This window comes from Mucilaginibacter sp. PAMC 26640 (assembly GCA_001596135.1).
Classification (GTDB): domain Bacteria; phylum Bacteroidota; class Bacteroidia; order Sphingobacteriales; family Sphingobacteriaceae; genus Mucilaginibacter.
Window position 1 is genome coordinate 4,203,045 of record CP014773.1, and the last position, 25,305, is coordinate 4,228,349.

The 25,305-nt window shown below is 43.4% G+C and carries 18 protein-coding genes and 1 pseudogene; 7 read left to right on the forward strand and 12 right to left on the reverse strand.

Going from position 1 to position 25,305, the window contains the following annotated elements; all coding sequences use genetic code 11:
* Window positions 1–13: 13 nt before the first annotated feature.
* The 4 genes from A0256_18220 to A0256_18235 form a co-directional block, all read right to left on the reverse strand.
* Window positions 14–1,540, reverse strand: coding sequence for a hypothetical protein (locus A0256_18220; GenBank protein ID AMR33215.1), 1,527 nt, complete (start codon window positions 1,538–1,540; stop codon window positions 14–16).
* A gap of 16 nt (window positions 1,541–1,556) precedes the next feature.
* Window positions 1,557–5,012 carry a SusC/RagA family protein gene (locus tag A0256_18225; GenBank protein AMR33216.1) on the reverse strand — a complete coding sequence of 1,152 codons (3,456 nt, stop codon included), beginning with the start codon at window positions 5,010–5,012 and terminating at the stop codon, window positions 1,557–1,559.
* 10 nt (window positions 5,013–5,022) lie between these two features.
* Window positions 5,023–6,060, reverse strand: coding sequence for a hypothetical protein (locus A0256_18230; protein ID AMR33217.1), 1,038 nt, complete (start codon window positions 6,058–6,060; stop codon window positions 5,023–5,025).
* 66 nt (window positions 6,061–6,126) lie between these two features.
* Window positions 6,127–6,756: an RNA polymerase gene (locus A0256_18235; GenBank protein ID AMR33218.1), complete on the reverse strand. Its 630-nt coding sequence runs from the start codon at window positions 6,754–6,756 to the stop codon at window positions 6,127–6,129.
* 257 nt (window positions 6,757–7,013) lie between these two features.
* Here A0256_18235 and A0256_18240 point away from each other — a divergent pair, with 257 nt between their 5' ends.
* From A0256_18240 to A0256_18250, 3 genes are all read left to right on the forward strand, one after another.
* Window positions 7,014–7,370, forward strand: coding sequence for a transcriptional regulator (locus tag A0256_18240; GenBank protein ID AMR33219.1), 357 nt, complete (start codon window positions 7,014–7,016; stop codon window positions 7,368–7,370).
* An 11-nt stretch (window positions 7,371–7,381) separates the two neighbouring features.
* Complete coding sequence (locus A0256_18245) at window positions 7,382–9,265, forward strand: hypothetical protein (GenBank protein ID AMR33220.1); 1,884 nt, start codon at window positions 7,382–7,384, stop codon at window positions 9,263–9,265.
* A 194-nt stretch (window positions 9,266–9,459) separates the two neighbouring features.
* Complete coding sequence (locus tag A0256_18250; GenBank protein ID AMR33221.1) at window positions 9,460–9,801, forward strand: hypothetical protein; 342 nt, start codon at window positions 9,460–9,462, stop codon at window positions 9,799–9,801.
* 79 nt (window positions 9,802–9,880) lie between these two features.
* Here A0256_18250 and A0256_18255 read toward each other — a convergent pair whose 3' ends face one another.
* The 7 genes from A0256_18255 to A0256_18285 all read right to left on the reverse strand — a co-directional run bounded on the left by A0256_18255 (window position 9,881) and on the right by A0256_18285 (window position 18,479).
* Window positions 9,881–10,426, reverse strand: coding sequence for a hypothetical protein (locus A0256_18255; GenBank protein AMR33222.1), 546 nt, complete (start codon window positions 10,424–10,426; stop codon window positions 9,881–9,883).
* 25 nt (window positions 10,427–10,451) lie between these two features.
* Window positions 10,452–11,120, reverse strand: a complete 669-nt coding sequence (locus A0256_18260) for a hypothetical protein (protein AMR33223.1) — start codon at window positions 11,118–11,120, stop codon at window positions 10,452–10,454.
* 6 nt (window positions 11,121–11,126) lie between these two features.
* The gene (locus tag A0256_18265) at window positions 11,127–12,386 is read right to left on the reverse strand and encodes a dihydroorotase (protein AMR33224.1); all 1,260 of its coding nucleotides are present in this window, start codon (window positions 12,384–12,386) and stop codon (window positions 11,127–11,129) included.
* Window positions 12,387–12,414: 28 nt separating this feature from the next.
* Window positions 12,415–14,457, reverse strand: coding sequence for a hypothetical protein (locus A0256_18270; GenBank protein ID AMR33225.1), 2,043 nt, complete (start codon window positions 14,455–14,457; stop codon window positions 12,415–12,417).
* Window positions 14,458–14,695: 238 nt separating this feature from the next.
* On the reverse strand, window positions 14,696–15,445 hold the full coding sequence (locus tag A0256_18275; GenBank protein AMR33226.1) for a hypothetical protein: 750 nt from the start codon (window positions 15,443–15,445) through the stop codon (window positions 14,696–14,698).
* Window positions 15,446–15,455: 10 nt separating this feature from the next.
* A complete protein-coding gene (locus A0256_18280) occupies window positions 15,456–17,771 on the reverse strand; it encodes a beta-N-acetylhexosaminidase (GenBank protein AMR33227.1) in 2,316 nt (771 codons plus the stop codon).
* A 144-nt stretch (window positions 17,772–17,915) separates the two neighbouring features.
* Window positions 17,916–18,479, reverse strand: coding sequence for a hypothetical protein (locus A0256_18285; protein AMR33228.1), 564 nt, complete (start codon window positions 18,477–18,479; stop codon window positions 17,916–17,918).
* Window positions 18,480–18,590: 111 nt separating this feature from the next.
* On the opposite strand from A0256_18285, the gene A0256_18290 reads away from it, so the two are divergent.
* The 3 genes from A0256_18290 (at window position 18,591) to A0256_18300 (ending at window position 21,131) form a co-directional block, all read left to right on the forward strand.
* Entirely contained in the window at window positions 18,591–19,238 is a 648-nt protein-coding gene (locus A0256_18290) for a pyridoxamine 5'-phosphate oxidase (protein AMR33229.1), read from the forward strand.
* Window positions 19,235–19,732, forward strand: a complete 498-nt coding sequence (locus tag A0256_18295) for an NADH dehydrogenase (protein ID AMR33230.1) — start codon at window positions 19,235–19,237, stop codon at window positions 19,730–19,732. The genes A0256_18290 and A0256_18295 overlap by 4 nt, the downstream gene beginning before the upstream one ends.
* Window positions 19,733–19,928: 196 nt before the next feature.
* Window positions 19,929–21,131 (forward strand): NADH dehydrogenase, encoded by a 1,203-nt coding sequence (locus tag A0256_18300; GenBank protein ID AMR34610.1) that lies wholly within the window; start codon window positions 19,929–19,931, stop codon window positions 21,129–21,131.
* An 863-nt stretch (window positions 21,132–21,994) separates the two neighbouring features.
* On the opposite strand, the pseudogene A0256_18305 reads toward A0256_18300, so the two are convergent.
* Window positions 21,995–23,938 (reverse strand): annotated as a pseudogene (locus A0256_18305) (peptidase M1).
* A 361-nt stretch (window positions 23,939–24,299) separates the two neighbouring features.
* On the opposite strand from A0256_18305, the gene A0256_18310 reads away from it, so the two are divergent.
* On the forward strand, window positions 24,300–25,250 hold the full coding sequence (locus A0256_18310) for a glycosyl transferase family 2 (protein AMR33231.1): 951 nt from the start codon (window positions 24,300–24,302) through the stop codon (window positions 25,248–25,250).
* Window positions 25,251–25,305 lie beyond the last annotated feature (55 nt).

Below are 25,305 nucleotides of genomic sequence, written 5' to 3' on the forward strand. Positions count from 1 at the left end.
TACTAAACTGTTTCTATTGTTTATCCCAGTAAATGCGGGTGAGCAGATCGTCAGCGCCTTGCCTGGCCACTGCTGCAGCGTAAGCTGCCCCATTTAGGTTTTGCTCAGTAACCGGGTAAAGCAATCTCCTGAAAATTTTGCCTCCGGTTGCATTACCCGGATAGTTGTTAGGCGTTAAAGCCGGGTAACCGGTGCGGCGGTAGGATGCAAATACTTCCTGCGCATCAGGGAAGATACTCACCCAAAACTGGGTGTAGATCTGTTGCATTTGCTGATCAAAAGTCCCCGCAACATTCAGTTGGTTATTGGCCAGGTAAGTGTTGAGCTGGGTTGATGTTATCGTACCTGCGTTGCCGGCGATAATTGCCCACTGACGCATTGCGGACGATATACCGTTTTGGTACGACACTGCCGCAGTTGCACCGCTGTACCATCCCCTCAAATTTGCTTCGGCTAACAGGAAATAGCCTTCAGCTGCTGTGAATACTAAACGTGGTGAATTTAAAAGCAGGATGGTTTTGGGGTTCGGCTCAGAAAAAGTGACAAAATTAGCTGGTTTTGCACTTAGCGTTGCCGGCATCCCATTTTGTACAGCGAAAGTAGTATCAGGCACACCTGCATTGTAAACTATGGAAATTACCCCCAGGCGGGGATCTTTATTGGCTTTTAAGTAATTGATAAATACATCCTGGTATTTGCCGCCTTCGGTATTGGTGTTTCCGTTACCTGCAATATAATCATTATTTAGCAGGTTAAGTGCAAGTGGGTTTTTGCTGATATCCTGACCTGCCCCGGTATAAGTCACTTTCGCTATATCAACGTCATCCATAATAATGCCACCTGCTATAGCTTTAGTGGCCCAGCTTTGCGCTGCAGCAGCATCAACCTTGGTTAGGCGCATTGCGGTGCGCAGCATCAGCGAATAAGCAAATTTCCTCCACTTATCGGTATTGCCACCGTAAATGAGGTCGGCAGCTCCAAAAGTTGGTTTGGCGGCATCAAGACTTTTAGCAGCCTCGTCCAATTCGGTTAGCAGGTTTGCATAGATATCCTTTTGGGCATCATAAGCCGGAGAAAATATCCCGCTTATATAGCCTTGTGCTGCCTGGGAATAGGGAATATCGCCATAAAGATCGGTAAGGCGACTAAAGCAATACGCCCGCCAGATACGCGCAGATGCAAGCAGGTTGATATTGGCGGGATCGGTTTTTACACTTTTGATCACTTCCGCAAGCTCATTAATCTCGTTAGGGTAAGCACTGCCAAAGGTATTGGCCGTTACGTTTACCTGGCTGGCCACGTATTTAGACCCAAAGCCGGATACATCATTAAAGCTGGTTGTATATTGCATAGTACCTAAAAGCAGAACTGGCATATTGGCCGCGCCATCATATTCAGCTTTTGTAAATATGTACTGCGGGGAGCTTGTATTTACCGCATCCGGATTGGTATTCAGTTCCGCGAAATTTTTGGTGCAGGATATAAAGGCAACCATACCAAAGGCTGCCGCAATCGTATATATTTTCTTAATCGTAGTCATGTTGATAATTTAAATATTAAAATTTAACTGAAAGATTTAAACCGAACGACCGGGTACGTGGCAATCCAATTGATTCAAGACCTTGAAAATTGCCGTTACTGTAGCTTTGTTCCGGGTCAAAATTATCAGTCTGTTTGTAAATGATCGCGATGTTACGTGCTACCAGCGAAAGGTTTACAGATTGCAATTTCAAAAATTTTATGTTGTTTACCGGCAGGCTGTAGGACAATATGATTTGCCTAAGCTTCACAAAGCTCCCGTCATGCAAAAATAACTCCGAATAATTTTTGTTGTTATCGTAGTATGCACGCAAACCGCTTACCGGCACCGTACGGCTGTAAGCTGCACCATCCTGATCAACCCCGTTTAGTGCTAAACCATTTTCACGGCCCGGCAGTGTTGTTTTAAGTAAACCTAAGCGCGTTTCGTACACCTCGCTGATGGAGAACACCTTGTTACCAAATTTACCATCAAACAATACACTAAGATTAAAGCGTTTGTACCTGAAATTATTGGTAAGGCCCATGGTATAAGGCGCTACACTTTTGCCCAGCGGCTGTAAAGCTGTAGCTACAGGGAAACCACTTGTTTTGTTGAATACCGTGTTACCTGCTGCATCCTTTAAAATACGGGTACCTACAATTTCGTTAGACGCATAACCTACTATATTGTTGATATAGCCCCAGTTACCAACAGTGCTTGAGAGCGGTATATTGGTTAGCTGATCGTTAAGAAAAAGCACCTTATTGTCGTTGTATGCAAAATTGTAACTCAGATTCCAGTTAAAATCGCGTGTTTTCACGGGCGTGCCGCCTACCAGTAATTCGATACCGCGGTTCCTTACTTTACCGGTATTGAGCGGAACGCTGTTATAGCCCGATGTGGAGGAGATAGTAGCATTTACGATATCATTGTCGGTTACCCGGTTATAATAAGTTACATCCAAATTAAAGCGGTTGTTAAACAACTGTGCTTCAAAACCACCTTCTGATGTGGTAGATGTGTATGGCCTTAGTAAAGGGTTGCTCAGTGCTGTACTACCAACATTTTGCAATGGCTGATCGCCGGTTGGTACGTTACGATAGGTAAGGGTAGTTAAATAGGGTTCCGGTGAACCACCGCCAACTTGTGCATAGGCACCGCGAAGTTTAAATAAACTAATTACCGATGGAAGTTTCACCGCATCAGAGAGAATAAAGCTGGCATTTACACTTGGATAAAATATACTAACGTTCCCGTTATTACCGGCTGAGTATAAGGTAGAGAACCAATCTTTACGACCAGTTACCGTAACAAAAACTAAACTTTTGTAATCAAAATCTGCTGAAGCGAATACTGAATTGGTTTCCAGGTGCTTGGTAACCGGCACAGTGGATGCTACCGATAAATTGCTGTAGCTATAGAAGAACGGCACGATAAAGGTGTTACCCGATAGATCTAGCTCGTTGTTTTGGAAATGCCTTTTGTTTACACCGCCCAATACAGAGACGTTGAAGTTTTTCAATTGCTTTTTATAATTAATTGTGGCAATACCATTGGTTTCTGTTACATCACTTTTTATACCTACATATTGGCCGTTTAGTGCGTATAGCGTTCCGGTGGGCGTTATATTGGTATAATTGTAATCATAATGATCCTGGCTAACCGAACCTTTGATGAACAGGTTTTTTACTGGCTCGTACGTTAAAGTACCCTGGCCTATAAACCTGTTCTTTGTATCATTCTCTTTAAATTTACTGGTTACAAAATAACCGTTGGTTGCCACAGAGGCATCGTTCCAAACGGTTTCGTAGCCCCTGGCATCATAGCCCGGGCTTAACCAGCGCACATCAGCCGTGTTGGCGATCATGTAAGGTGACCAGTTTGGATTTGCGGTTGCATCACCTGCGCTTGCTCGGTTCTTGCCTGTTTCTATGTTGTATTGTGCCAAAGCCTCAAAGCTGAGTTTGCTGCCCAATTTGCCGTTTAACGACAGGTTACCTGTTTTACGGTCATAGGTATTATTTGGCAAAATACCTTTTGCATTTAGGTCGGCAACAGAAAAACGATAAACAACTGCATCTGTGCCGCCCGATAACGCAAGCGTATTCGTATAGGTTGACCCGGTTTGGTAAAAGTTTTTGATATTATCTTTCTGAGCGGAATAAGGATGGTTTTTGCCATCAACCCCAACGTAATCTGTAGAGCCGTCAATTTTAGATCCCCACGATCTTCTGCCTGTTGATTGCGCTGCCGCAAGCGTGGTTGGCTTTACTCCGCCATCGCCCTGCCCGTACTCGTATTGAAAGTCAGGAAAAACGGCTGCATTTTCCATCGTAGCAGTAGAATTGAACTCCACCCCAACGCCTTTCTGAGCCTTACCTTTTTTAGTTGTGATCAATATAGCACCATTGGCAGCCCGCGAACCGTATAGCGCAGCAGCGGTACCGCCTTTAAGTACGGTCATCGATTCAATATCATCCGGATTAATTCCTGCGATACCATCGCCACGGTCAACATTAGACCCGCCGCCATTGGTGGTTGGCGCAGCGCCTGGCACTGAATTGTCTAGCGGGAAACCGTTGATTACGTATAACGGCTGGTTATCACCGGTAAGTGAACCGTTACCTCTTATAACCACCCGGCTGGATCCGCCCGGACCGGTAGATAAGCCGATAGCATTAACACCGGCTACTTTACCTGATAAGGCATTTGCGACGTTATTTTCCCGAGCCTGGGTAAACTCCTCACCCTTAACTTCGGTAACTGCATAGCCTATAGATTTTTTTTGTTTGCTGATCCCTAAAGCGGTTACAACAACTTCGTTGAGCGTATTATTGGCTGGTTTTAACTTAATTTGAATAACCGCACCCGCATCGGCAACCGTAAACAGTTCTTTGGTATAGCCAATATAAGCTATTTCCAGCAAGAGTGGCTTCCCGGCATATTTATCCGGAACATTCAGTTTGAAGGTTCCGGTTACATCGGTAGTAGTACCTACGCTGCCATCATTTTTTAAATAGACAGAGGCACCCACTACCGGTTGCCCGTCTGTGCCATCTACTACCTTACCCGATAAAACGATTGCTGCGATCCCTGAGGTTGTTTCTCTGCCATCCATTGCAGTAAAGATGGAGATCTGGCTTTCGTTAATTTTTTTATAAGTAAGTTTAAATGATGAAAGCAGCAGGTTTAAATTATTCTCCAGGCTTAAATTTTTAGCGTTGCCAATTGTGCTGGCATTTACAAATTTATCTTCCAGCAAACCTTCCTGGTAGGCAATTTGAATTCTAAATTGTTGTTTGAGACCGTCTAATGCATCTTTGAGCGATACTTTGCTGTCGGAGTTTTGCTGACCTGTGTAAACCGAAGTCTTGCTGTGAAGTTTACCGCTGTTCATTGCCAATTGCCCATAGCCGAAAACCGGCCGGCTCAGCAAAATGAACAGAAAGCAACAACATTTTAAGGAAGTTGATAAGTCGAGTTTTTGCATAATTACTTTGTTAGGGGTTTGATATAGTGATGGATTTGTTTGTTTGTTTTATTTTAACATGAAGAGTAGTCGAGATAGCATCAACCAGTTCAGTAACACTCGGCACGCTGATCTCCCCTTCTATCTTCAAGTCTTGCATCCGCGGATCGGCAAAGGAAACCTGGTAGCCGTAATCATCGGTGAGCACGCCTGCTATATCTGCCAGAGTTGCATTATTGAAATTAAGCTGGCGAAGGGTCCATTCGGTTAGTTTGATAGGCTCGGCGAGCTTACTTTGGGCAAGAACGCCCTTTTTACCATAAGCTACATAATCGCCCGGTTTCATTACCAGGGATTTGCTGTGCCCGTTTAACGAATCAGTATAGTCAAGGCGGATTTTGCCGCTCACCAAGCCTATATTTGTTTTACTGTGCCGGTTGCGTACGTTGAATGATGTACCCAACACCTCTATGTTGACGTCATTACAGTGCACGATAAATCGCTCTGAGGATTTGATGTGAAGCTGATCCTGGTTCAAATGTTTTACCTTAAAAAAACCTTCCCCGGTTATCCATACCTCACGCGGCCCATCTACCCAGTTTTTAGCATAAGTAAGTTTAGTGTTACCGTTTAGCACCACTACTGAATTATCCGGCAGGGTTACGGTACGCAGCTCGCCATAAGCTGTTGAAATATTTTGTTTTGAATTGGCGGTAAGTACCCATAATGTAAACCCTATGCTGCTAACCAATAACAGCATGGCCGCAACACGCAACCAGGTATTCAGCCAAACCACCTTTTTTAAAGGCTGCGGCTGGTTCTGAATGCTGCTTTCAATGCGCTGCCAAATAGCCTGCTGGTTACCTGCGTTGGTAAAAACATCTTGTTCGCGGTATGCCGCCACAAGTGCGGCTGCCTGATCAACTATTGGTTTTTTAGAAGGGTATTTATCGGTGAAGTTTTTCCAGAAGATAGTACGCTCTTCATCAGGCGCTATTATAAACGCAATGAATTGATCATCTTCTAGAAAATCCTGGATGGTGTAGGTGCTATATTGCCCAAATTCCATGTTTATAAGTTTTATTACTTATAGACATGTACTTGCTCAAATTATCCCTACAAATTAAATATATATTTATTTAATGTTAACATTAGCCCTCAAAAGCGCAACCAGACTGAGAATTATGGCTAGTTTTGACACTTTTAACACTTCCTGCATTTTATTTAAGGCTTTATAAAGCAGTTTATAGGCCGAATTAATATTGATTTCCATAATGTCGGCTATTTCTTCGTACCCTAAGCCTTCGTAAAAGCGCAGGTAAATGATTTCCTGCTGCCGGGCGGGCAGGGTTTGCACAACCATCTTAATTTTTTTTTGCAAATCGCGCGCCTGTTCATCAGCAATATATTGCTGATCGAAGGAAACCTCGAATGTAAAATCATACTCCGTGCCATCTTCAATTTTCAGAAACCGCGATTCGGTATTCAACTTACGAAAAAGCACACTGCGCAAAGATTTAAATAAATAATTTTTTACCGATGATGGCGTACCGAGTCCGGCGCGGTTAGTCCACAATTTGATGAACAGATCATGCACCGAGTCTTCGATCACTTTGATATCCCGCGTGAATTTGTAGCCGTAATTGTTTAATTTTTTGAAATGCCGGTTGTACAATTCGGTGTATGCGCCCCAATCTCCTTCTTTAAAAGATAGCCAAATGGCCAGATCCTGCTTATTAGCTGTATCAGCGGTGTTAAGAGACATTAATTCAAATCAACAAAACTAAATTGCACATTAATCCAACAAGGTAATGAAAAACTTTACAAATAAAACAGAAGGTGTTGAAAAACCGAGCCTGTATAATGTGTTGCCATATCTCTCAGTGCCGGATCACGTAATCGATTTTCAATCCGTTTAAGACGTCGGCATTACCCAGGTCATCATGAAATCTTTTGTTAAAATCTGTTAAATTATTTTGATAATTACGAAATAGTCGTAGATTTACGAAACAATCGTAGAACATGGAGAAATTATCACAACAGGAAGAAGAAGCCATGCAGGCAGCCTGGCAGGCTGGCACCGGTTTTATAAGGGATTATTTAGAATTGCTTGGCGAACCCAAACCACCTTATACAACCCTTGCCTCTACCATAAAGAACCTGGAGCATAAAGGCTTTTTGAAGAGCGAAAAGTTAGGCAACTCTTTCCGCTACACTCCCGCCATACAAGAGGAGGAATACAAAAAGCGGTTTATGAGCGGATTTGTAAGCGACTACTTTAAAAATTCTTATAAAGACCTGGTTACTTTTTTTGCCAATGAGAAAAAGATCAGCGCCAGCGAATTGAAAGAGATCATAAAACTGATTGAAAAACCTTAACACCTCATCAAATGCCAGCTTTATTTGTTTTTTTATTTAAAGTGAACATCGCTCTGCTGCTGTTTTGCGCGGGCTATTACCTGGTGCTGCGCCACCTTACTTTCTATTCTTTAAACAGGGTTTATTTAATAAGTGCGATCATCTTTGCCAGTATCTATCCAAAGATAGACTTGACGAGCTTTGCGCAGCGGCACGACAATATTGCCCTGCCTGTGCAGACCGTATTGTTAAACTGGCAGATACCAGCAGCCAGGCTCGTTAAGCCGCTTACGCAGCCCGATTATTGGGCCTGGGGAGCCATGTTATTTTGGGCGGGGGCCGCATTATTGGCTACACGCCTGCTTGTGCAGTTGTTTTCACTGCTAAAACTTTACCGTAATTCTAAACAGGCTATAATTCTTAACCATGAGGTGCGCCTGATGAACGGCAAAGCGGCGCCATTTTCATTTTGGAGGAGCATCTACGTGAACCCGGAAAACCATACGCCTGCCGACCTCAAAGCCATCCTCCTGCATGAGCAGGAACACGTTAATGGCTGGCATACCATAGATATAATGCTGGCGGAACTTAGCAGCATTTTTTACTGGTTCAATCCTGGTGTGTGGCTAATGAAAAAGGCGGTGCGTGAAAATATTGAATTTATTACCGACCGAAAGATATTAAACAATGGCATCGACACAAAAGCTTACCAGTACAGCCTTGTAAATGTAAGCTTTAACGCTGCAACACCAGGAATTGTCAATCACTTCAATATTTCAACTATTAAAAAACGAATTATCATGATGAACGCCAAACGCTCTTCAAAGTTTAACGTAGCACGGTATGCCTTTATACTGCCAGCGGTAGTCCTTTTGCTGATATTTAGCTTTTCTGATGCCGCAATCATAAAGCCGATATCTGCCAAAATAAATAGTACCATACAGCCGCTAAGAAAGGTTACATTAAATATAATATCACAGGCAGATACAGCTATTACCCTTCGTTTAAATACAAGCAATTTAAAAAAAGGCAACTCTGCTACATTAAAACAGGACACGATAAAGTTTGCAACATTAACCCTCCATAAGGCGGATACAGGCAAGAAGAAACGGTTTAGTTTCCATACAGAAAATGTGCGAATTTTTACTGATGCCGATTCAGCGAATTTTGTTGTAGATGGAAAAAAAATTAGGCCTGCAGACTTTAAAGCTTTAGACCCAAATGATATTCTGGCAGTGAATGTTGTGAACCCGACAGATGCCAAAGCTTTATTGCTGGAAGCAGACGAGTTAACCTTTGATAATAACAAAAAGATCGTTTTTGTAACTACTACAAAGTCTGATGCAGGGAAGAAACTTTTAGCGCGGCTGGGCAACCGTAAACAAATTAATAATCTGCGCATCACAAAAGATGGAGTACCGCAAAACATCAGCGGACAAGAACTGGTTAGTTTCGGGTCTGCCAAGCCAGCCACTATTGTTTTAAACAGTGGCGATAAGCTTACAACTATTTTAGGCAATATTAAACATCCCGACCTGGATTCGCCTGTCATCGTAAAGGGATATCCAAACACCCTCACCTTGAAAAAATCAAACGGAACAACTGTACAGGCGTTCATATCCAAAACAAGTGACTCTCCAGAAAGTTTAAAGGCAGTTTCGATAACAGGCTTTGGAAGTAGTAACCGCAGTGCTACTGCTAAAACGTATTCCACATTCAGCACTGCTACCGTAAACCGCATCTCTGATAAATTGATCATCATCGACGGTAAAGAGGCCACTAAAAAGGAACTTAAGAAACTCTCTGCGTTTGATATCGACAGAATGAGTACTTTATTGGATATCGACACTGTAAAGAAATATGGCAGCAAAGCCAAATATGGCGTAGTCTATATCTACACTAAAAAGGCGAAATAGTACACATCAGTTAATAGTTAAATTAGTTAACATGGCCGGGCAGTTACTGCCTGGCTTTTGTTTTAAATTGAGGGCTATGATGTAGTCATAATTAGCCATTCAATGCCTTTAGGCCCATTTTCCATGTACAAATTACTTTGGCCGAGATTTTGTAATAGTTAATATGTATAACTACAAATAAACAAATAACATCTATGCCAATCTCAGCACTTCAACAACAGCCAGCAGACGTTCAACTTAAAGTTGTTACCGTTACTAATGAGCAAACAGCTAAAAACAGTAATGGACTGGCATCCTCAAAAATATTTACCATATCTTTTAGCTATCTTAAAAAAGCATATCGCACCAAAGTAATGAAAGTTATTTATTCTGATAGGGAAGCAATGTACAAAGTTGTAATGCCATCCGATTTGAATAATGGTACAATTGTACACTGGCTTCAGCGCCTTGATGAAAAATGGAACATCCTTTTAGGAGAAGATATGGAAGCAAAGTTATTGAAGTCTGTAACAACAGCTATTGACTGCCTCGAATAACTAGAGCGAACTAAAACTATATAAATGCAAAAGGCTCCGAATTCGGAGCCTTTTGCATTTATATAATAGGACCAGATATTTAAACTGTAGTGCCTTCATAAGTATCTGGTACATCAAACGGCGAGCGTTCCTTTTTGAGAATAGCAGCACCTATCAAAGAAACAATGCAGCCAGAGATAAGTGTACCGATAGCAGCACCCAGTGTACCGATTAAAACACCCCACTTTTTAGTAACCTCTGTAGCAGCATCTATTTGTTCCTGAGGCATATTTTTTTCTGCCAGGATAACTTGCTGTTGCTCTATCATTTTATCTAAAGCACCGGTATTCAACACCTTTAAATATACAAGGGTAAATATTGCCAGTAAAAATCCAGCGAATAATGCATAACGGAACCCTGCCTTAAATCCCTGGCCAAAGGTCAAAAAACCACCTAGCTGGTCCCGGAACTCCTTTTGAGTCAACACGCAAAAAGCAATAAACGGTAAGTAACTAATGTATTTTATTGCAGAGTTAGGATCTAAATTAAGAAGATCGATAGCGTAGGTAATGACGATTGATACACCGACATAAAATAACGCCCACTTGGTGGCAATTTTGGTAGGATTTGCAGCTAATTGTTCCATCTGATTAGGTTTTTTTATAGTTTGATTATTTAAAACGCACTAATATTTCCAACACCGCCATATCAAAAGAAGCATCCACAGCATTTGATGCAATAACCTCCTTGTCTTCTTCGTCCGGTTCGGTATTTTGGAAAAAACTGATCATTGGGTAAAACAACTCTTTCAGTTCCGAGTCGTCATCCAATGTGCCGGCCACTTTAGCAACTTCGGCTGCGGGGCTTTCCACCAGGATCTGGTTGGCAATTACAGGTTCATAGATTCGGTACTCATCCTGGAACTCGTCCTCATCTACCAATAAAAATTCTTTCAGGTAATCTTCCAGTTCCGGATCGATATTTTCGTCATCGCATTCGTTCAAATAAAGCAGCAGGTTCAACAATTCTGTACCCCTATCCAGCGTTTGCTCCTCTATTTTTTCCCACTCCGGGGTTTCAAGATAGTCGTCTTCCAGTTTTTTCACGTCCTCGCTGAAGAAGTTTACCAGCAACAGGTCAAAGAAAACCTCGTGCAAAGCCTCTACTTTGGGGTTATCGTTAAAGATCTCATCTAAAGCATCTACTTTTTGCAAGAAGGTTTTATCAGATGAAAATACAGTTTCAAATTGCGCATTTAGCGCAGTGGCTTCAAAGTCATCATACTTTGTAAAAGCCTGTAAAGCGCCTGTAATTGCCGAACTTATTTTGGGATCAGTCATTTTGTATTAATTAGAGTTAGCTATTTGATTATTATTACACGTTAACAAAACTTTTCCTTTTAAGTTCTGGCCCATAAATGGGGAGTTGTAACTTTTAGATTTATTAGTGGCACGGGTATATTCCCATTCTGCATTTATATCCAGTAGTACCAGGTTAGCATTTTCGCCTTCGGCAAATAAGGGCGCATCCACATTCAATATTTTGCGCGGATTGATAGATAGTTTCTCTACAATGAGACCTACCGGCAGACCGGCTTTTACCGCCAGAGCAAAAGCTGTTTGCAAGCCAATGATGCCATATTCAGCCACCTCAAACTCTACATCTTTATATTCCAGTTCATGCGGGGTGTGTTGTGTTACCAGTGCATCTATTGTGCCATCCATTAATCCCGCTATCAGCGCATCCACATCCAACTGGGTACGCAAAGGTGGTTTAACTTTATAGAGGCTGTCGAAACCCACTAAAAATTCATCGGTCAATACAATGTTATGGATCGCCGTATCACAGGTTACTTTTAACCCGCGTTTTTTTGCTTCGCGGATCAACTCAACCGAGCGGGCTGTAGATATCGTCGTAAAATGAATATCAGTACCGGAGTCTTCAGCCAGGTAAATATCCCGGGCTACCATCAGTTCCTCTGCCAGAGACGGAATCCCCTTCATCCCCAGCATGGTGCTTACCACACCTTCGTTCATTTTGGCTTTGCCTGCAATAAAACCGTCTTCGGCATAGGAGATCACTTTTGCGCCAAAACCCTGCACGTATAATAGCGCACGTTCCATTAGCCCTGCATCCTGTACCGGCTTGTTACCATCTGTAAATGCCCTGGCACCGCTCTTAAACATATCATACATTTCGCTCAGATCCTTACCTTCCCGCTTGTGCGATATGGTGCCCAGGGGATAAATATCTACCAAATTGCCTTTAGCGCGGTTCAGCAGGTATTCTACTTCAGCCTTAGAATGCACCGGTGGATAGGTGTTTGGCATCAATGCTATACCGGTAAATCCTCCGGCTGCGGCTGCGGCAGTTCCTGTTTGCAGGTCCTCCTTTGTTTCCAGGCCTAATTCGCCCACATTGCAATTGAGATCGAAAAAGCCCGGGGCAATATACTTTCCGGTGCCATCGATAATTATGGCGTCATCATCATTTATTGATGGGCCTATTTTATCAATAACACCATTTTTTATTAAAATATCGGTAACCTGGTTATTATAAGATGATGCCGGATAGATAACAGTGGCAGATTTGATTAGCAAATTCATTTTCGCTGTTTAAGGTGGGTATTAATGATCAACTGGCTGGTTCTACATCGCTTTTACCGGTTTTGTAAAAACGGATCAGCATGGTTTCTGCAGCCAGAAATATCAGTGCCAAAATTATACAAAGTTTCCATAATTGCAGACCTGAATTTTCGGCACTGTTGATATTATTCACATTGAATTTATTACCGGTCATCAATCCCGCTGTATTCGGTATTAGTTTGGCCAGGTCGGTATCGGTTAGATAGGAAAGATCAGATTCGCTGCGGTTATCGTTGATCGCCAATACAGCAGCAATACTATCCTGTTTTTTTAAATCGAAGATGCCTGTTTTGGTAAGCTGGCCCGGCAGATAAAGCATGGTGCTTCCCTCCTGTTGCTTCACTTCAGGAATGATAGTCTCTGTACCTGAGGTTAGCTTCACCATTTGCTTTTCGGTAGATTGCAGCGGTACGGTTTCTATCACATCAGTATTCCCCAAAGTATAAAAAAGTGGCTGATCGTGACCGCTTAGCAGGGCTATCTTTAACATAACCGGTACAAAAAGCGCATGTACCGGCAAATTGCTAAAATCCTCGTTTAATGCTACGGCGGAAATAAATACCTTGCCCGATCCAAAAACATAAGCTTCCCAAAACGGCTCGCCGGCTTGCAGTTTCATCAGGTTTTCTGCGGATTTGGTTGCACCTGCCAAATTGAAATATTTCTTTACGACGGGCAGATCGGGATTTTGCGGAACGGATTCAAAAATATTTTTAAAAACGGCACTTTGGAGGTTGATGGAAGAAACCCGGGTATTTTCCGACATTAATTTTACCGGCCAGGCGGCACCCATTGGCTGTAGCAGGGCCTTGTAGCTGGAGATATCTAACTCTTTTGAGGGGAAAGCCGCCAGCGTACCGCCCTTTTTAACGTAGGCGGTTAACTGCTGGGCCAAACCTGCAGAAACATTCCCGATATCGCTTAATACGATCAGTGGATAGCTGTTTAATGAAGCATAATCTACATTGCCATCGTGTACGCTTTTTACGCTAAAGAACGGATCGGCACCAAACACGGCCTGCAGATATTTATTGGCCTGCCCGCCATCAATTAGTAATACTGGTAATTTATTATTGACGTTGAACGCAAAGTAAAAGGAGTTATCGAAAATTACCGGGTTATCTTCCAGCAATAACTCTCCACGCTGCCAACCGGCGGTTAAACCCGAAAAAGTTAGCGTATCAGTTTGAAACGACCGCGCTGCAACACTGAAACTCCCGAGCGATTTTGGTTTGCCGTTAATGAGCAGTTTTAATGCAATTTTTTCTGCTGCCTTTCCTGCATAGTTGTGTAAGCGTACTACCAGTTTTTCCGTTTCGCCAGGCCTGTGTGTCGCATTGAGCAACCAGACAGAATCTACCGCCACATTGGGCAATTCGTTAGCCTGTAACCGGATCAACGTAACCGGTACCCGGGAGCTGCCAGACCCGCTCCTGATGTTTTTCTGAAAATCTGACAGGATATAATTATGCTTACCTGCACCAGGTTGCAGATTTAACAGGCTTTGCTGCCTCGCGATGATTTGCTCAAGATTCCTGCTTTGTGGGCTCACCTTTACGGCATCAACGGCATCGTTGAACTCATCTCGGCTTAACAGGCGCTGGTGCTTACCTTCAAAATCCTGGGTGAGTACTTGGAACCGATCGTTAATCGAATAGGCTGATGCGATTTCTTTGGCTTTTTGTTTGGCTTCGTCCAGCAGGCTGCCTTCCCTGCTGAGGGTTTGCATAGAATAAGAGTTATCTATAAAAATACTAACTGCTTGCTGTTTGCCCGCATTGGCAGCATCCTTGCCCGGGATAAACGGCCTGGCAAAAGCAAACACCAGGAAAGCCAAAGCGAGCATGCGGGCTGCTAAAATAAGCCGTTCCTTAATGTTGCGACGCGATGCCTGTTGCTCCTGCACCTCTTTTAAGAACTGTACATTGCTGAAATAAAGCTTTTTATACCGCCTGAAATTGAAAAGATGTACCAGTACCGGGATAATCAGCGTGAGTAATGCAAACAGGAAAGCCGGGTATAAGAAATGCATTAAGCAAATTTGCAAATTAAAGGCGAGGTTTGGTGTAAAGCAATTAAGATTTGACAACTCTGTATGAGTTGCCAAATCAAATAGGCTGTTAATTAATGTAAATCCTTGTCGCAATACCAACCAACTAATTGGGCTTGTTCGGGGGTGTTCGGGCTTGTTCGGGCTTGTTCGGGGGCGGTCAGGTTGTTGGAGAAAATCAGCAACGCGAACAAGATCAGCGTTTGATTAACGGTCGCTGTTAACTCCTGCGCCTTCTATGCTTCCTTTTCCCTTCGGCCTTTTTCTTTTTAGCCGACTTTTTAGTACTGCTTTGTTTGTCGGTTTGCTGCAATGCCTGCTTGGCCGGTGCTACAGAGGTTTTCACATCTGTGGAATCCTTACTTAGCTGGGTAACTGTGAATTCATTGCGGCTCAAACCGTATTCTAACTGGCGTTTAGCCCCCGTAGGCTTGGCCAGGCTATCATTACTGGCATAAATGGGGAATTCGCGGATCAACTTGCCATCTTTAATATAAAAGTTATCATTACCCCGGTAACCTTTACGCTGTGAATTGGTGAGCTTTGGGAAATCGAGCTTGTTGGCGTTACTGTTATTAAATTCGTATGCATAGATCTTGGCATAATTAACGGTGTCTTTCACTTTGGTCTGGATCAGAATTTCCGGGTTACCGTCGGTATCCATATCCGCGTTATACACATCGGTGATGGCTCCATTTAAATCCCCGGTGGTGGTAATGTACTTACTGTTGGCCGAATCTGAATGCAGTATCATAAATGCACCTACCACTGTAGCCCCCCTGCCCCAACTTAATACATCGTAGGTTTCTCCAGGCGATACCTCAATTGCTTTGTGAAACCGAAAAGGCGCCGTTAATAATGGCGCCGGATTTCCGGCACCTGTAGTTACTAACTTCTTTTGCGGATCGTTGCTGCAGGCAGCAAGTAAGATGCAAAAGGAAGCTATTAATACACAATATCTTGCATTCATATTTGTAAACTTAGTAGTAAAGCATATCCGGAGAGATCTCTCCTTTAGGCTTGCCTGGTATAGTCATATAAACTCGTAAAGCACTGTTTGCCTGGTTAGCATCTACATATTTAATACTGATTTTATGGAAGCCCTTCAGCAACGGAATGGCGCCATATTGCTCAAACAGACCCTTTCTGCCATCGTTGTCAACTATTGGCAAGTCATCTATATAAAGCACCGAGCCATTTGTTGACTGGGTAGAAAAGCCGTAGTTACCATCAGTATCAATTTTGATAAACCCATTATAAACCACCCCATACTTACCGAACGATTTTTTAAAAGCAGAATTAGCAGTGGTAAAACTTTTGGCAATCCCTGTGTCAATAACTGCTGCCGGGTTGATCTGCATAGTATTTACGTAGGTTCCTGCGGAAACCTGATACTTTAGTCCCATGTTACCACCTGAGTATGAAACGGCAGTCAGCGGAGCTTTATTATACACCATTGTACGCGTTATCGGGCTGCGCTTGCCGGCTTTGGTAACCACTATGGTTTGCAGCTCGCGGTACTGGTCTATCGGCACCTGGTAGGTGATCGGTTTGGTATAGGCAATTTCTGTTTCACGGGGTGTGTAGCCATCAATGGTATAATAAATGGTTGCGCCTTCCACCGGCGATTTCAAATTAACCGTTAATTGTGAAGCTATCATAGTTGTATCAGTCGCACCTATTGCAGTGGGCACATGGTACTCATATCCTATCTTGTCCAACCAGGCTAAATGGCCGGGCAGGCGGGTCTCGGCAAAATCTTTAAAGTTTTTATTTGCAACCGGCGACCATGCAATTTCCGACAAAGCAAGCATTCTTGGCAACAGCATAAATTCAACCTTTTTATCGGTAGTGATGTACTCCGTCCATAAATTGGCCTGCACACCCTTAATATGAGCCTGTTGCTCCGGCGTTAAAACTGCCGGTGTTGGATTGTAGTTGTAAATCTTGGTAAGCGGTTCATTGCCACCAATACTTAAGGGCTCCTGATTCAGTTTTCCCTGGCCATGATCAATGTACAGGCCCTGGCTGCCCGGGGTCATGATCACATCGTGATTTTGCTGTGCAGCAGCTATTCCACCCTCCTCGCCTCTCCAGCTCATAACGGTAGCATTTGGTGCTAAACCACCCTCCAATATCTCATCCCAACCAATGATGCTGCGGCCTTTGCTGTTAACAAACTTCTCCATCCGTTGTATAAAGTAGCTTTGCAAACCATGTTCATCCTTCAATTTCAGCTTTTTGATCAGGTCCTGGCAAAATTTAGAATTCTTCCATACCGTTTTTGGTGCCTCATCGCCGCCAATGTGAATGTATTTACTCGGAAACAGGTCGATCACCTCGGTTAAAACATCCTGTAAAAAGGCAAAGGTTTTTTCAGACGGGCAATAAATGTTATTGAAAACGCCCCAGGTTTCCGCCACTTTGTAATCCAGCTTTGGGTCGCAGCTTAATTCCGGGAAAGCAGCGAGTGCAGCTTGTGCGTGGCCCGGCATTTCAATCTCAGGAACGATAGTAATATATCGAGCGTCGGCATACTTGATCACGTCACGGATCTGATCCTGTGTGTAAAAGCCGCCGTGAGGGGTATTATCATATTGCTGCGGCGTGCGGTCGCGGTAGTTGCCAATAACCGTTTGCGCGCGGATGCTGGCCACCTGGGTAAGCCGCGGATATTTCTTAATCTCTATGCGCCAGCCCTGATCATCGGTTAAATGCCAGTGAAAAGTATTCAGCTTATAAACAGCCATGATATCAATATAGCGTTTTACCATTTCTACCGAAAAAAAGTGCCGGCTCACATCCAACATTACGCCACGGTAGCCAAAGCGTGGGTAATCCTCAATAACGGCACATGGCAGCTTAGCAGTGGCGTTGCGCTCCAATGGCATCATTTGCATGAGTGTTTGGATACCGTAAAACAATCCGGCCCCCTTTCCTACAACCGTAATCTGTTGTGGAGTTATGGTTAAACGATACCCTTCGGCTGGCAGGCCCTCGGTACCGTTTGCTGTTAAATAGATAGTATTTGAATTTACATTTGCATTACGTAAGCCAACCTGCTTGTTATAGGCCAGGTTTTCTGCGAGGTATTTAGAAAAGAAAAGCACTGCCTTGTTATTAGGCGTATCTGCCTGGATACGGGTTTCCTGGCTTAAAACAAATTCGCCAGCCGATTTTCTTACCGAAACCGGAGCGGGAATGATACCCAAATTGGGATCTGTGTTTTGGGCTTTTACAAATGTTGTTGCAGTAATCAGAACGGAAAAAAGCAGAGAAGGAATTCGTTTTAGCATAATAATAAATTAACCTGTTTATTAAGAGGTGGTGAATTTAATATTTTTTTGCAACTACCCTTATACTTTTTAAAATAGTGTAAAAAGAATTCCGTGGTTCAACTGTAAAGCCAAACAGAAAAAAAATTGAAAATAATGCGAACTTTAATTCAAAGCTGGATTTTCAGGGAAATTGGCTATATGTGCGTATCGCTGCCCCATACCAATTACTATCTCTTTCCAAAGATTTTGCTCCTGGTTGCTAAAAATAGCATCCGCTTCGAACTTGCCGGATACTATCCATGCATCCTCGCGCAGTTCATCATCCAATTGGCCGGGTGTCCACCCGCTGTAGCCAGTGAAAAATTTAACCTCATTTTCCGTGAGTTGGTAATTGGTGATTAACTCTTTTATCTGGTCGAAGTTCCCACCCCAGAAAATACCGTTCCAAATTTCTATACCACCCTCAATTTTTTCAGGGCAACGGTGAATATAATGCAAAGTATTGGCCGCCACCGGGCCGCCCATGTATACCGGAATCTCTGAATAGGAAACATCAGGCAGAATATCGCCAAGCAGATATTCAGTTTGATGATTGAGGATAAAACCCATAGCACCAGCCTCGGAGTATTCCGTTAATATGATGACCGACCGTTTAAAATTAGGATCGGGCATAAATGGTTCTGATATTAAAAGGCGACCTGCTGCCGCCGATATTTGACTAAGCATACGTTGGTAAATTTACCTTCTATAACGTGAATTGTAAAATTATGTTCAATATCATTTAAAATGGGCGGCTTTACAATATGTACGGTTTATTTAATTTGTAAGTTTGCAATAATGGATCAACAAGATATAGAAAATTTAAGGCAGGACTACAGCGCCGCTTCGTTAAATGAAACGGATGTAGATGCCAACCCGATGCGCCAATTTGATAAATGGTTTAACGAAGCCATTAATTCAAAGGTGCATGAACCAAATGCTATGACGCTGGCTACTTCTACCCATGACGGCCGCCCATCGGCCCGTATTGTATTATTAAAGGGATTTAGCGATGATGGCTTTAAATTTTATACTAACTACCTCAGCCGTAAAGGCAAAGAGATTAGTAGGAACCCACTGGGCGCACTGGTATTTTACTGGGGCGATATGGAAAGGCAGATCCGTATAGAAGGTACGATTGATAAGCTCGATCGTGATTATTCAGAAAAGTATTTTCACTCACGCCCCAAGGCAAGTCAGTTAGGTGCTGTTGCATCGCCACAAAGCCAGGAGATTACCGGTCGCGAGACTTTAGAGCAGAAGATGGCAGAACTGGAAGCAGAATATGCTGATAAGACGATACCGAAACCATCTTTTTGGGGTGGCTACGTTTTACGCCCGCGCCTTATTGAGTTTTGGCAGGGTCGCCGTAGTCGCTTACACGACCGGATCGTATACAAAAAAATAGATAACAAGACCTGGAAAATAGTTCGCCTGGCGCCATGAGTTTTGATGACATTAAATTATTGCTGACCGAAAAGTTTGGCGAAACGGTTGTAACCGGCGAAGAACGCACCGGTATGCAGCCCGCCCTGCTGATTGATCCTGATAAAATAGTGGCGGTTTGCCTTGAGCTACGCAATAACCTGCGTACTTACTTTGATTTTCTGAGCTGTTTAAGCGGTGTAGATTATGGTGTGGAGGACGGGCGATTCGGTGTAGTTTATCACCTTTCGTCTATTCCGTATAATTTGCAGCTGGTACTTAAAATAAGCAGATCCAACAGTCGGGATTTGGAAGATCTGCCTTCTTTCCCCAGCATTACATCGGTTTACCGGGCCGCCGATTGGCACGAGCGGGAAGCTTTTGATATGTACGGAATTTATTTTGAAGGCCACCCTGACATGCGCAGGCTTTTGATGCCGGATGATTGGGAAGGGTTTCCATTGCGTAAAGACTATCAGAATGCGGAGTATTATAAAGGAATAAAGATAGATTAATGAGCCCCGCTCCCCCTAAAGTGGGAGTAGAATTTGAAAGCTAAAAATTAAGCTTTCTGTCATTTCGAACAATGAGAAAAATCAAAAGCTAGGTTTAACGGCTATTTATAAAAATTGATTTGAATGGTAAGAAAATTTTTCCGTCATTCATTCGCTTAAAAAAATATAGTTATTGATTTGATATAAACAAAACGTGATAACTGCTACTTCAAAATATAACCTTGCTTTAGAAACCTATCAAAAAAAGATAGCGGACGCCGCCGTGGAAGACATGGTGCTCAATATGGGGCCGCAGCACCCTTCTACGCACGGCGTTTTAAGGCTGGAGCTGATTACTGATGGCGAAATCGTTAAAGAAGTGATCCCTCATATTGGTTATCTGCACCGGTGTTTTGAAAAACATGCTGAATCCCTTACTTACCAGCAAACTATCCCTTTTACTGACAGGATGGACTACCTGGCATCTATGAATAATAGCCATGCCTGGGTAATGGGAGTGGAAAAAATGCTGGGTATTGATCAGGACATTCCCAAACGTATTGAATACATCCGTGTGTTGGTTTGCGAACTCAACCGCATCGCTTCTCACTTAATTGCCATTGGTACCTATGGTATCGATATAGGGGCTTTCACGCCTTTCCTGTGGTGTTTTCGTGATAGGGAACATATTATGGGCATGCTGGAGTGGGCTTCGGGCTCTAGGATGCTTTACAATTATATTTGGGTGGGTGGCTTATTTTATGATCTGCCGGTTGGTTTTGAAGAGCGCTGCCGGGAGTTTGTTGATTATTTCAAACCGAAAATGGTAGAGCTTAACCGACTGCTTACAGATAATCAAATTTTCATTAGCAGGACGGCTAATGTAGGCGTGTTGCCACTGGATGTCGCGATCAATTATGGTTGCTCAGGCCCTGTTTTACGTGGATCCGGATTAAAATATGATCTGCGCCGGATAGATAACTACTCGGCTTATCCTGAACTGGATTTTGAGATACCGGTAGGTACAGGGTTAATGGGCAAAACCGGGGATTGCTGGGACCGCTATAAAGTGCGGGTTGATGAAATAGATGAGTCGCTAAAGATCATTGACCAGTGCCTTAACCGCTTGCAAAATGAATTGAAACGCACACCGGATTTCGACCCAAGAGCTAAACTCCCCCGGAAGCTCACTCCCAAAAAACAGGATTACTATGCCCGGGCCGAAGGCACTAAGGGCGAACTTGGCTTTTACTTTATTCATGATAACGAGCGCAGCGAAATCCCTTTCCGCGTAAAATCCCGTGGGCCCAGCTTCTGTAATCTAAGCGTACTGGAAGAATTAGGCAAAGGCGTAATGATTGCCGATCTCGTTGCCACCATCGGCTCGCTGGATTTCGTATTGGGCGAAGTGGACAGGTAGGGATAAAGTTTTGCGGTTGCCGTAGATTAGCAACCTAACTTCAATTTTATCATCCTTCGTGTTATTAAAAATTCTGCATCAATTTTACACTTTACCAGATGAGAATAATCAATCAAAAGCCAACAAGTTAAAATGGCGGACATAAATTAAAAAAGGCCCTCCTTGTTAGGAGAGCCCTATATTAACATCTTCAGCCAAGTTAACTATTTAAAATCCTCATTACCCAAACTCCCGTTAACGGTAAAGTCGGTTACTTTGAATTCGGTCAACGTTCCGCCTATGTAAGTTTTCTCACTGTAAGGAATTTTGATTCCGGTGGCTATGCTACGGTAATCGCCATACATAGAAGGCGTGCTGCCCTCCACATCAGTCACTCTTTTTATTTTAAAGCCGGTCTTAGGATCGTAATAATGTTTAACTTTTACGCCACCTGGGGTAGTGATGGTTACCAGGTAGGTAAGCATTCCGTTCACAACCTGCATATTCGGATCCAATTCCAGCTTGAAACCGGCTTTGCTGTAGTCCAGTTCGGGGAAAAGCTTATACCGGTTTAAAACACGTGGCTTCTCCTCGCTTTTTAAAGTCACTTCGGCATTGTATTGCTTCATGCGGATGCTGTCACCATTAGCAACAATATTTGAAAGTACAAAGTTGTTGTACGATGGCGCAACAATGTTCTGGTAAAACTTGTCAGGAGATTTATATTTCACAACCAGGTTTACCCCTACGCCCTGGAAGCTGGCCTCCGATTTAATGGTAAGGTCTTTTATATCTTTCAAGTTTGCCTCGCCTCCTATGGCTTTGATATAAGCATTGATCACCTCCGTTGCCGTTACACCTTTACCGACCGCTTGCCCGCTGAGCGAATTATTATCCGGGTTAATATCCGGCAAAACATGATCCGGATCCAGCGTTACAAAAGCTATTTTAGAGGTAGACTTATAAGGAAATACCCAAATGCTGCCACGCTGCCATATCTCGGCCGGTAATTTTATGGTGCTGGTGTTGCCGTTTTCTTCTTTAATTAGCGCGGTAACAGGCAGAGCCATTTCCTGCAGGTTCTCAATGGTGATGAGCGAACCTTTCGCCGGATCGTTATCTGTGTAGTTGATTTCTTTAACTGCCTGATCAAGTTTCCAGGTGGTCATAAACCATTCGTTCCAAAACCAGCTCAGATCTTCTCCTGCTGCGTTATCCATGCTATGGAAAAAATCCCAGGGCGTTGGATGTTTAAATGCCCAGCGTTTGATGTAGGTGCGGAAGGCAAAATCAAACCGCTCCTCGCCCAGGATCTGCTCGCGCAATATGGTCAGACCTACAGCGGGCTTTTCGTAAGCAGCCACCCCCAGAAAATCCGTTTGGATCACATCCGGTGTATTTAATATCGCATCTGCATTCGGACTAAACAAATAGCCGGCGCTGGTTTGCACATCACCTTTTTCATAATACTCTCCTTTGTTAAACACTTTGGTATCTACCTTATTTATAAAAGTGTTGAAACCCTCATCCATCCATGCATATTTCCGCTCGTTGGATCCGACGATCATCGGGAACCAGTTGTGACCAAACTCATGATTGGTTACCTCCCATAAGCTGCCGCCCTGGCTCTCATGCCCGCAAAATACAATACCCGGGTACTCCATGCCACTCACAGGGCCGCCCACGTTGGTAGCCACGGGATAGGTATACTCAAACCATTTGCCCGAATAAAGTTCTATAGATGCTTTTACATACTCTGTACTGCGGCCATAAGCACCAACACCACCACTGGCAATTGGGTAAACCGATTGTGCCAAAGCTTTTTTGCCGTTTGCAAGGTTAATACGCGCAGCATCCCAAACAAAGGCCTTTGAAGCAGCCCATGCCACATCGCGGGCATTTTTGCAGAAGAAGTGCCAGGTAAGCGTTGGTTTTTTAAGATAAGCTTTGCCGCCAAGCACATCGGCCGAATCTTTTATCATGATGGTTTTATCACTTACTTTAGCAAGAGCCAATTGTTTCAACTCTTTGGGAGTAAGTACTTCGGCCGGGTTTAATAACTCGCCAGATCCAACAATTACCAGGCTGGCCGGTGCGGTGATGGTATAGTCGAAATTACCGTATTCGAGGTAAAACTCAGATGCGCCCAGGTACGGTATAGTATTCCAACCATTTACATCGTCATAAACCTCCATACGCGGATACCATTGGGCAATATCATAGATCCAGCCCTGGGCGGTATTAAGCCTCCCTGTGCGGTCGGTGCCGTATTCCGGAACGGTATAAGCATAGTCAATTCTGATCTGGATCTTGGCGCCGCCCGCCCTTAAAGTATCTTTAAGTTTAAGCTGCATGCGGGTATCGTTCACCAGGTAATTAGCTTTTTCGGCTTTTCCGTTTTTAAGAATAGATACCGCCTTAATTTCGTAACCTTTTGTAAAACCACTATTGGCGAAACGCCCCCCGCTTACAACGGTGGTTGCCTGGGCACGGGAATCTTCGCGGTAGATATTTTGGTCGGCCTGTAACCACAGGAAGTCCAGCGCATCGGGGCTGTTGTTAGTATAAGTAATAGTGACGCTGCCGCTGAGCCGGTGGGCAGCGGTATCCAGCGCCACATCAATTTTATAGTCGGCGCGGTTTTGCCAGTATTTGCTGCCGGGCGTGCCGGCCGCCGAACGGTATACGTTACCTCTCTCGGGGTAAAAAAAAGGGTTAAACACCTTGTGCTGGTCGTATTTTGATACAGGTGGCGCAGAAACCTGCGCTTTTGCAGCAAAGTTGAACAACAACAAAAAAAATAAAAGGGGCTTGATGGAAAATTTCATATAGTAGCTATTGAATTCGAGGGCAATATATTAATTTTATGTAAACCGTATTTAGCATGTTTTCATATATAAATAAACGGATTCAAAATACTGCTGCAATTATCCCGTTAGCATACAACCGGGCAGCAAAATATTACGTCGCAAGCAATAATTCCTGTAGGCTGTCATTATAAAAAAGCAAACTCATTTAGATGTTACGATAAGTATATGATTAAGGTTAATATTCAAAAAATGTCACGTTATATCAATCCTGCGGGCGGTTTGTTTCAACACGTTTTAAACATCCCCTATTTTTCATATTTTTGCGGTTGAGTCGTTGCTGTAATTTAACCACCCGGCCTATGTTTTCTTTTCCTTATAAATGGATATATCAGTAGTAGTACCACTGTATGACGAAGTAGAATCGTTACCAGAGCTTACCTCATGGATAAGCAAGGTAATGAACGATAACCGTTATACTTACGAGATAATTTTAGTTGATGACGGCAGCCGCGACGGATCGTGGGACATGATCATTAAATTGCAGAACGGCAACCCTTACATCAGGGGTTTCAAATTCAGGCGAAATTACGGCAAATCTGCGGCCTTAAACATAGGTTTTGAAGCTGCGCATGGCGATGTTGTCATCACTATGGATGCTGACCTGCAGGACAGCCCGGATGAGATCCCGGGTTTGTACCGCCGCATTACCGAAGATAAATATGATTTGGTTTCCGGTTGGAAAGCTAAACGATATGACCCGCTGAGTAAAACCATCCCCACCAAACTTTTTAATGCGGCTACCCGCAAAATGAGCGGGATACCCAATCTGCACGATTTTAATTGCGGCTTGAAGGCCTACAGAAACGCTGTAGTAAAAAATATAGAGGTATATGGTGAGATGCATCGCTACATTCCTGTTTTAGCCAAGTGGGCCGGCTTTACAAAAATTGGAGAGCAGGTGGTGGAACACCGCGCCCGTAAATACGGTAAAACAAAATTTGGCTGGAGCAGATTCATTAATGGTTTCCTGGATCTGCTTTCGATATTTTTTGTTGGCAAATTTGGTAAGCGCCCTATGCACTTTTTTGGCATGATGGGTACGCTGAGTTTTTTAACGGGGCTGGGTCTTGCAATATGGCTGATAGCCGATAAGCTGATAGACCTCGCACACCATATTAAGGCAAGGCAACCAACAGATAATCCATTATTTTATTTTGCATTAGTGGCTATTTTACTAGGTTCACAACTCTTTTTAACGGGTTTCGTTGCCGAATTAGTTTCACGCAATGCGCCGGAACGTAACAGGTATCAAATTGAAGATACGGTGTAGATTGAAGATTTCAAATGTGCGGATGTGCAAATGAAACAAGCAATGCTTTCTTCCA

Bases quoted from the DNA above. Each gene is read 5' to 3' on its own strand.
- A0256_18245 (AMR33220.1), top strand. From the start codon at position 7,382: ATGCCAGCTTTATTTGTTTTTTTATTTAAAGTGAACATCGCTCTGCTG.
- A0256_18265 (AMR33224.1), bottom strand. From the start codon at position 12,386: ATGAATTTGCTAATCAAATCTGCCACTGTTATCTATCCGGCATCATCT.
- A0256_18310 (AMR33231.1), top strand. From the start codon at position 24,300: ATGGATATATCAGTAGTAGTACCACTGTATGACGAAGTAGAATCGTTA.
- A0256_18275 (AMR33226.1), bottom strand. From the start codon at position 15,445: ATGAATGCAAGATATTGTGTATTAATAGCTTCCTTTTGCATCTTACTT.
- A0256_18285 (AMR33228.1), bottom strand. From the start codon at position 18,479: ATGCTTAGTCAAATATCGGCGGCAGCAGGTCGCCTTTTAATATCAGAA.
- A0256_18270 (AMR33225.1), bottom strand. From the start codon at position 14,457: ATGCATTTCTTATACCCGGCTTTCCTGTTTGCATTACTCACGCTGATT.
- A0256_18280 (AMR33227.1), bottom strand. From the start codon at position 17,771: ATGCTAAAACGAATTCCTTCTCTGCTTTTTTCCGTTCTGATTACTGCA.
- A0256_18290 (AMR33229.1), top strand. From the start codon at position 18,591: ATGGATCAACAAGATATAGAAAATTTAAGGCAGGACTACAGCGCCGCT.
- A0256_18225 (AMR33216.1), bottom strand. From the start codon at position 5,012: ATGCAAAAACTCGACTTATCAACTTCCTTAAAATGTTGTTGCTTTCTG.
- A0256_18250 (AMR33221.1), top strand. From the start codon at position 9,460: ATGCCAATCTCAGCACTTCAACAACAGCCAGCAGACGTTCAACTTAAA.
- A0256_18235 (AMR33218.1), bottom strand. From the start codon at position 6,756: ATGTCTCTTAACACCGCTGATACAGCTAATAAGCAGGATCTGGCCATT.
- A0256_18260 (AMR33223.1), bottom strand. From the start codon at position 11,120: ATGACTGATCCCAAAATAAGTTCGGCAATTACAGGCGCTTTACAGGCT.
- A0256_18295 (AMR33230.1), top strand. From the start codon at position 19,235: ATGAGTTTTGATGACATTAAATTATTGCTGACCGAAAAGTTTGGCGAA.
- A0256_18240 (AMR33219.1), top strand. From the start codon at position 7,014: ATGGAGAAATTATCACAACAGGAAGAAGAAGCCATGCAGGCAGCCTGG.
- A0256_18255 (AMR33222.1), bottom strand. From the start codon at position 10,426: ATGGAACAATTAGCTGCAAATCCTACCAAAATTGCCACCAAGTGGGCG.
- A0256_18220 (AMR33215.1), bottom strand. From the start codon at position 1,540: ATGACTACGATTAAGAAAATATATACGATTGCGGCAGCCTTTGGTATG.
- A0256_18230 (AMR33217.1), bottom strand. From the start codon at position 6,060: ATGGAATTTGGGCAATATAGCACCTACACCATCCAGGATTTTCTAGAA.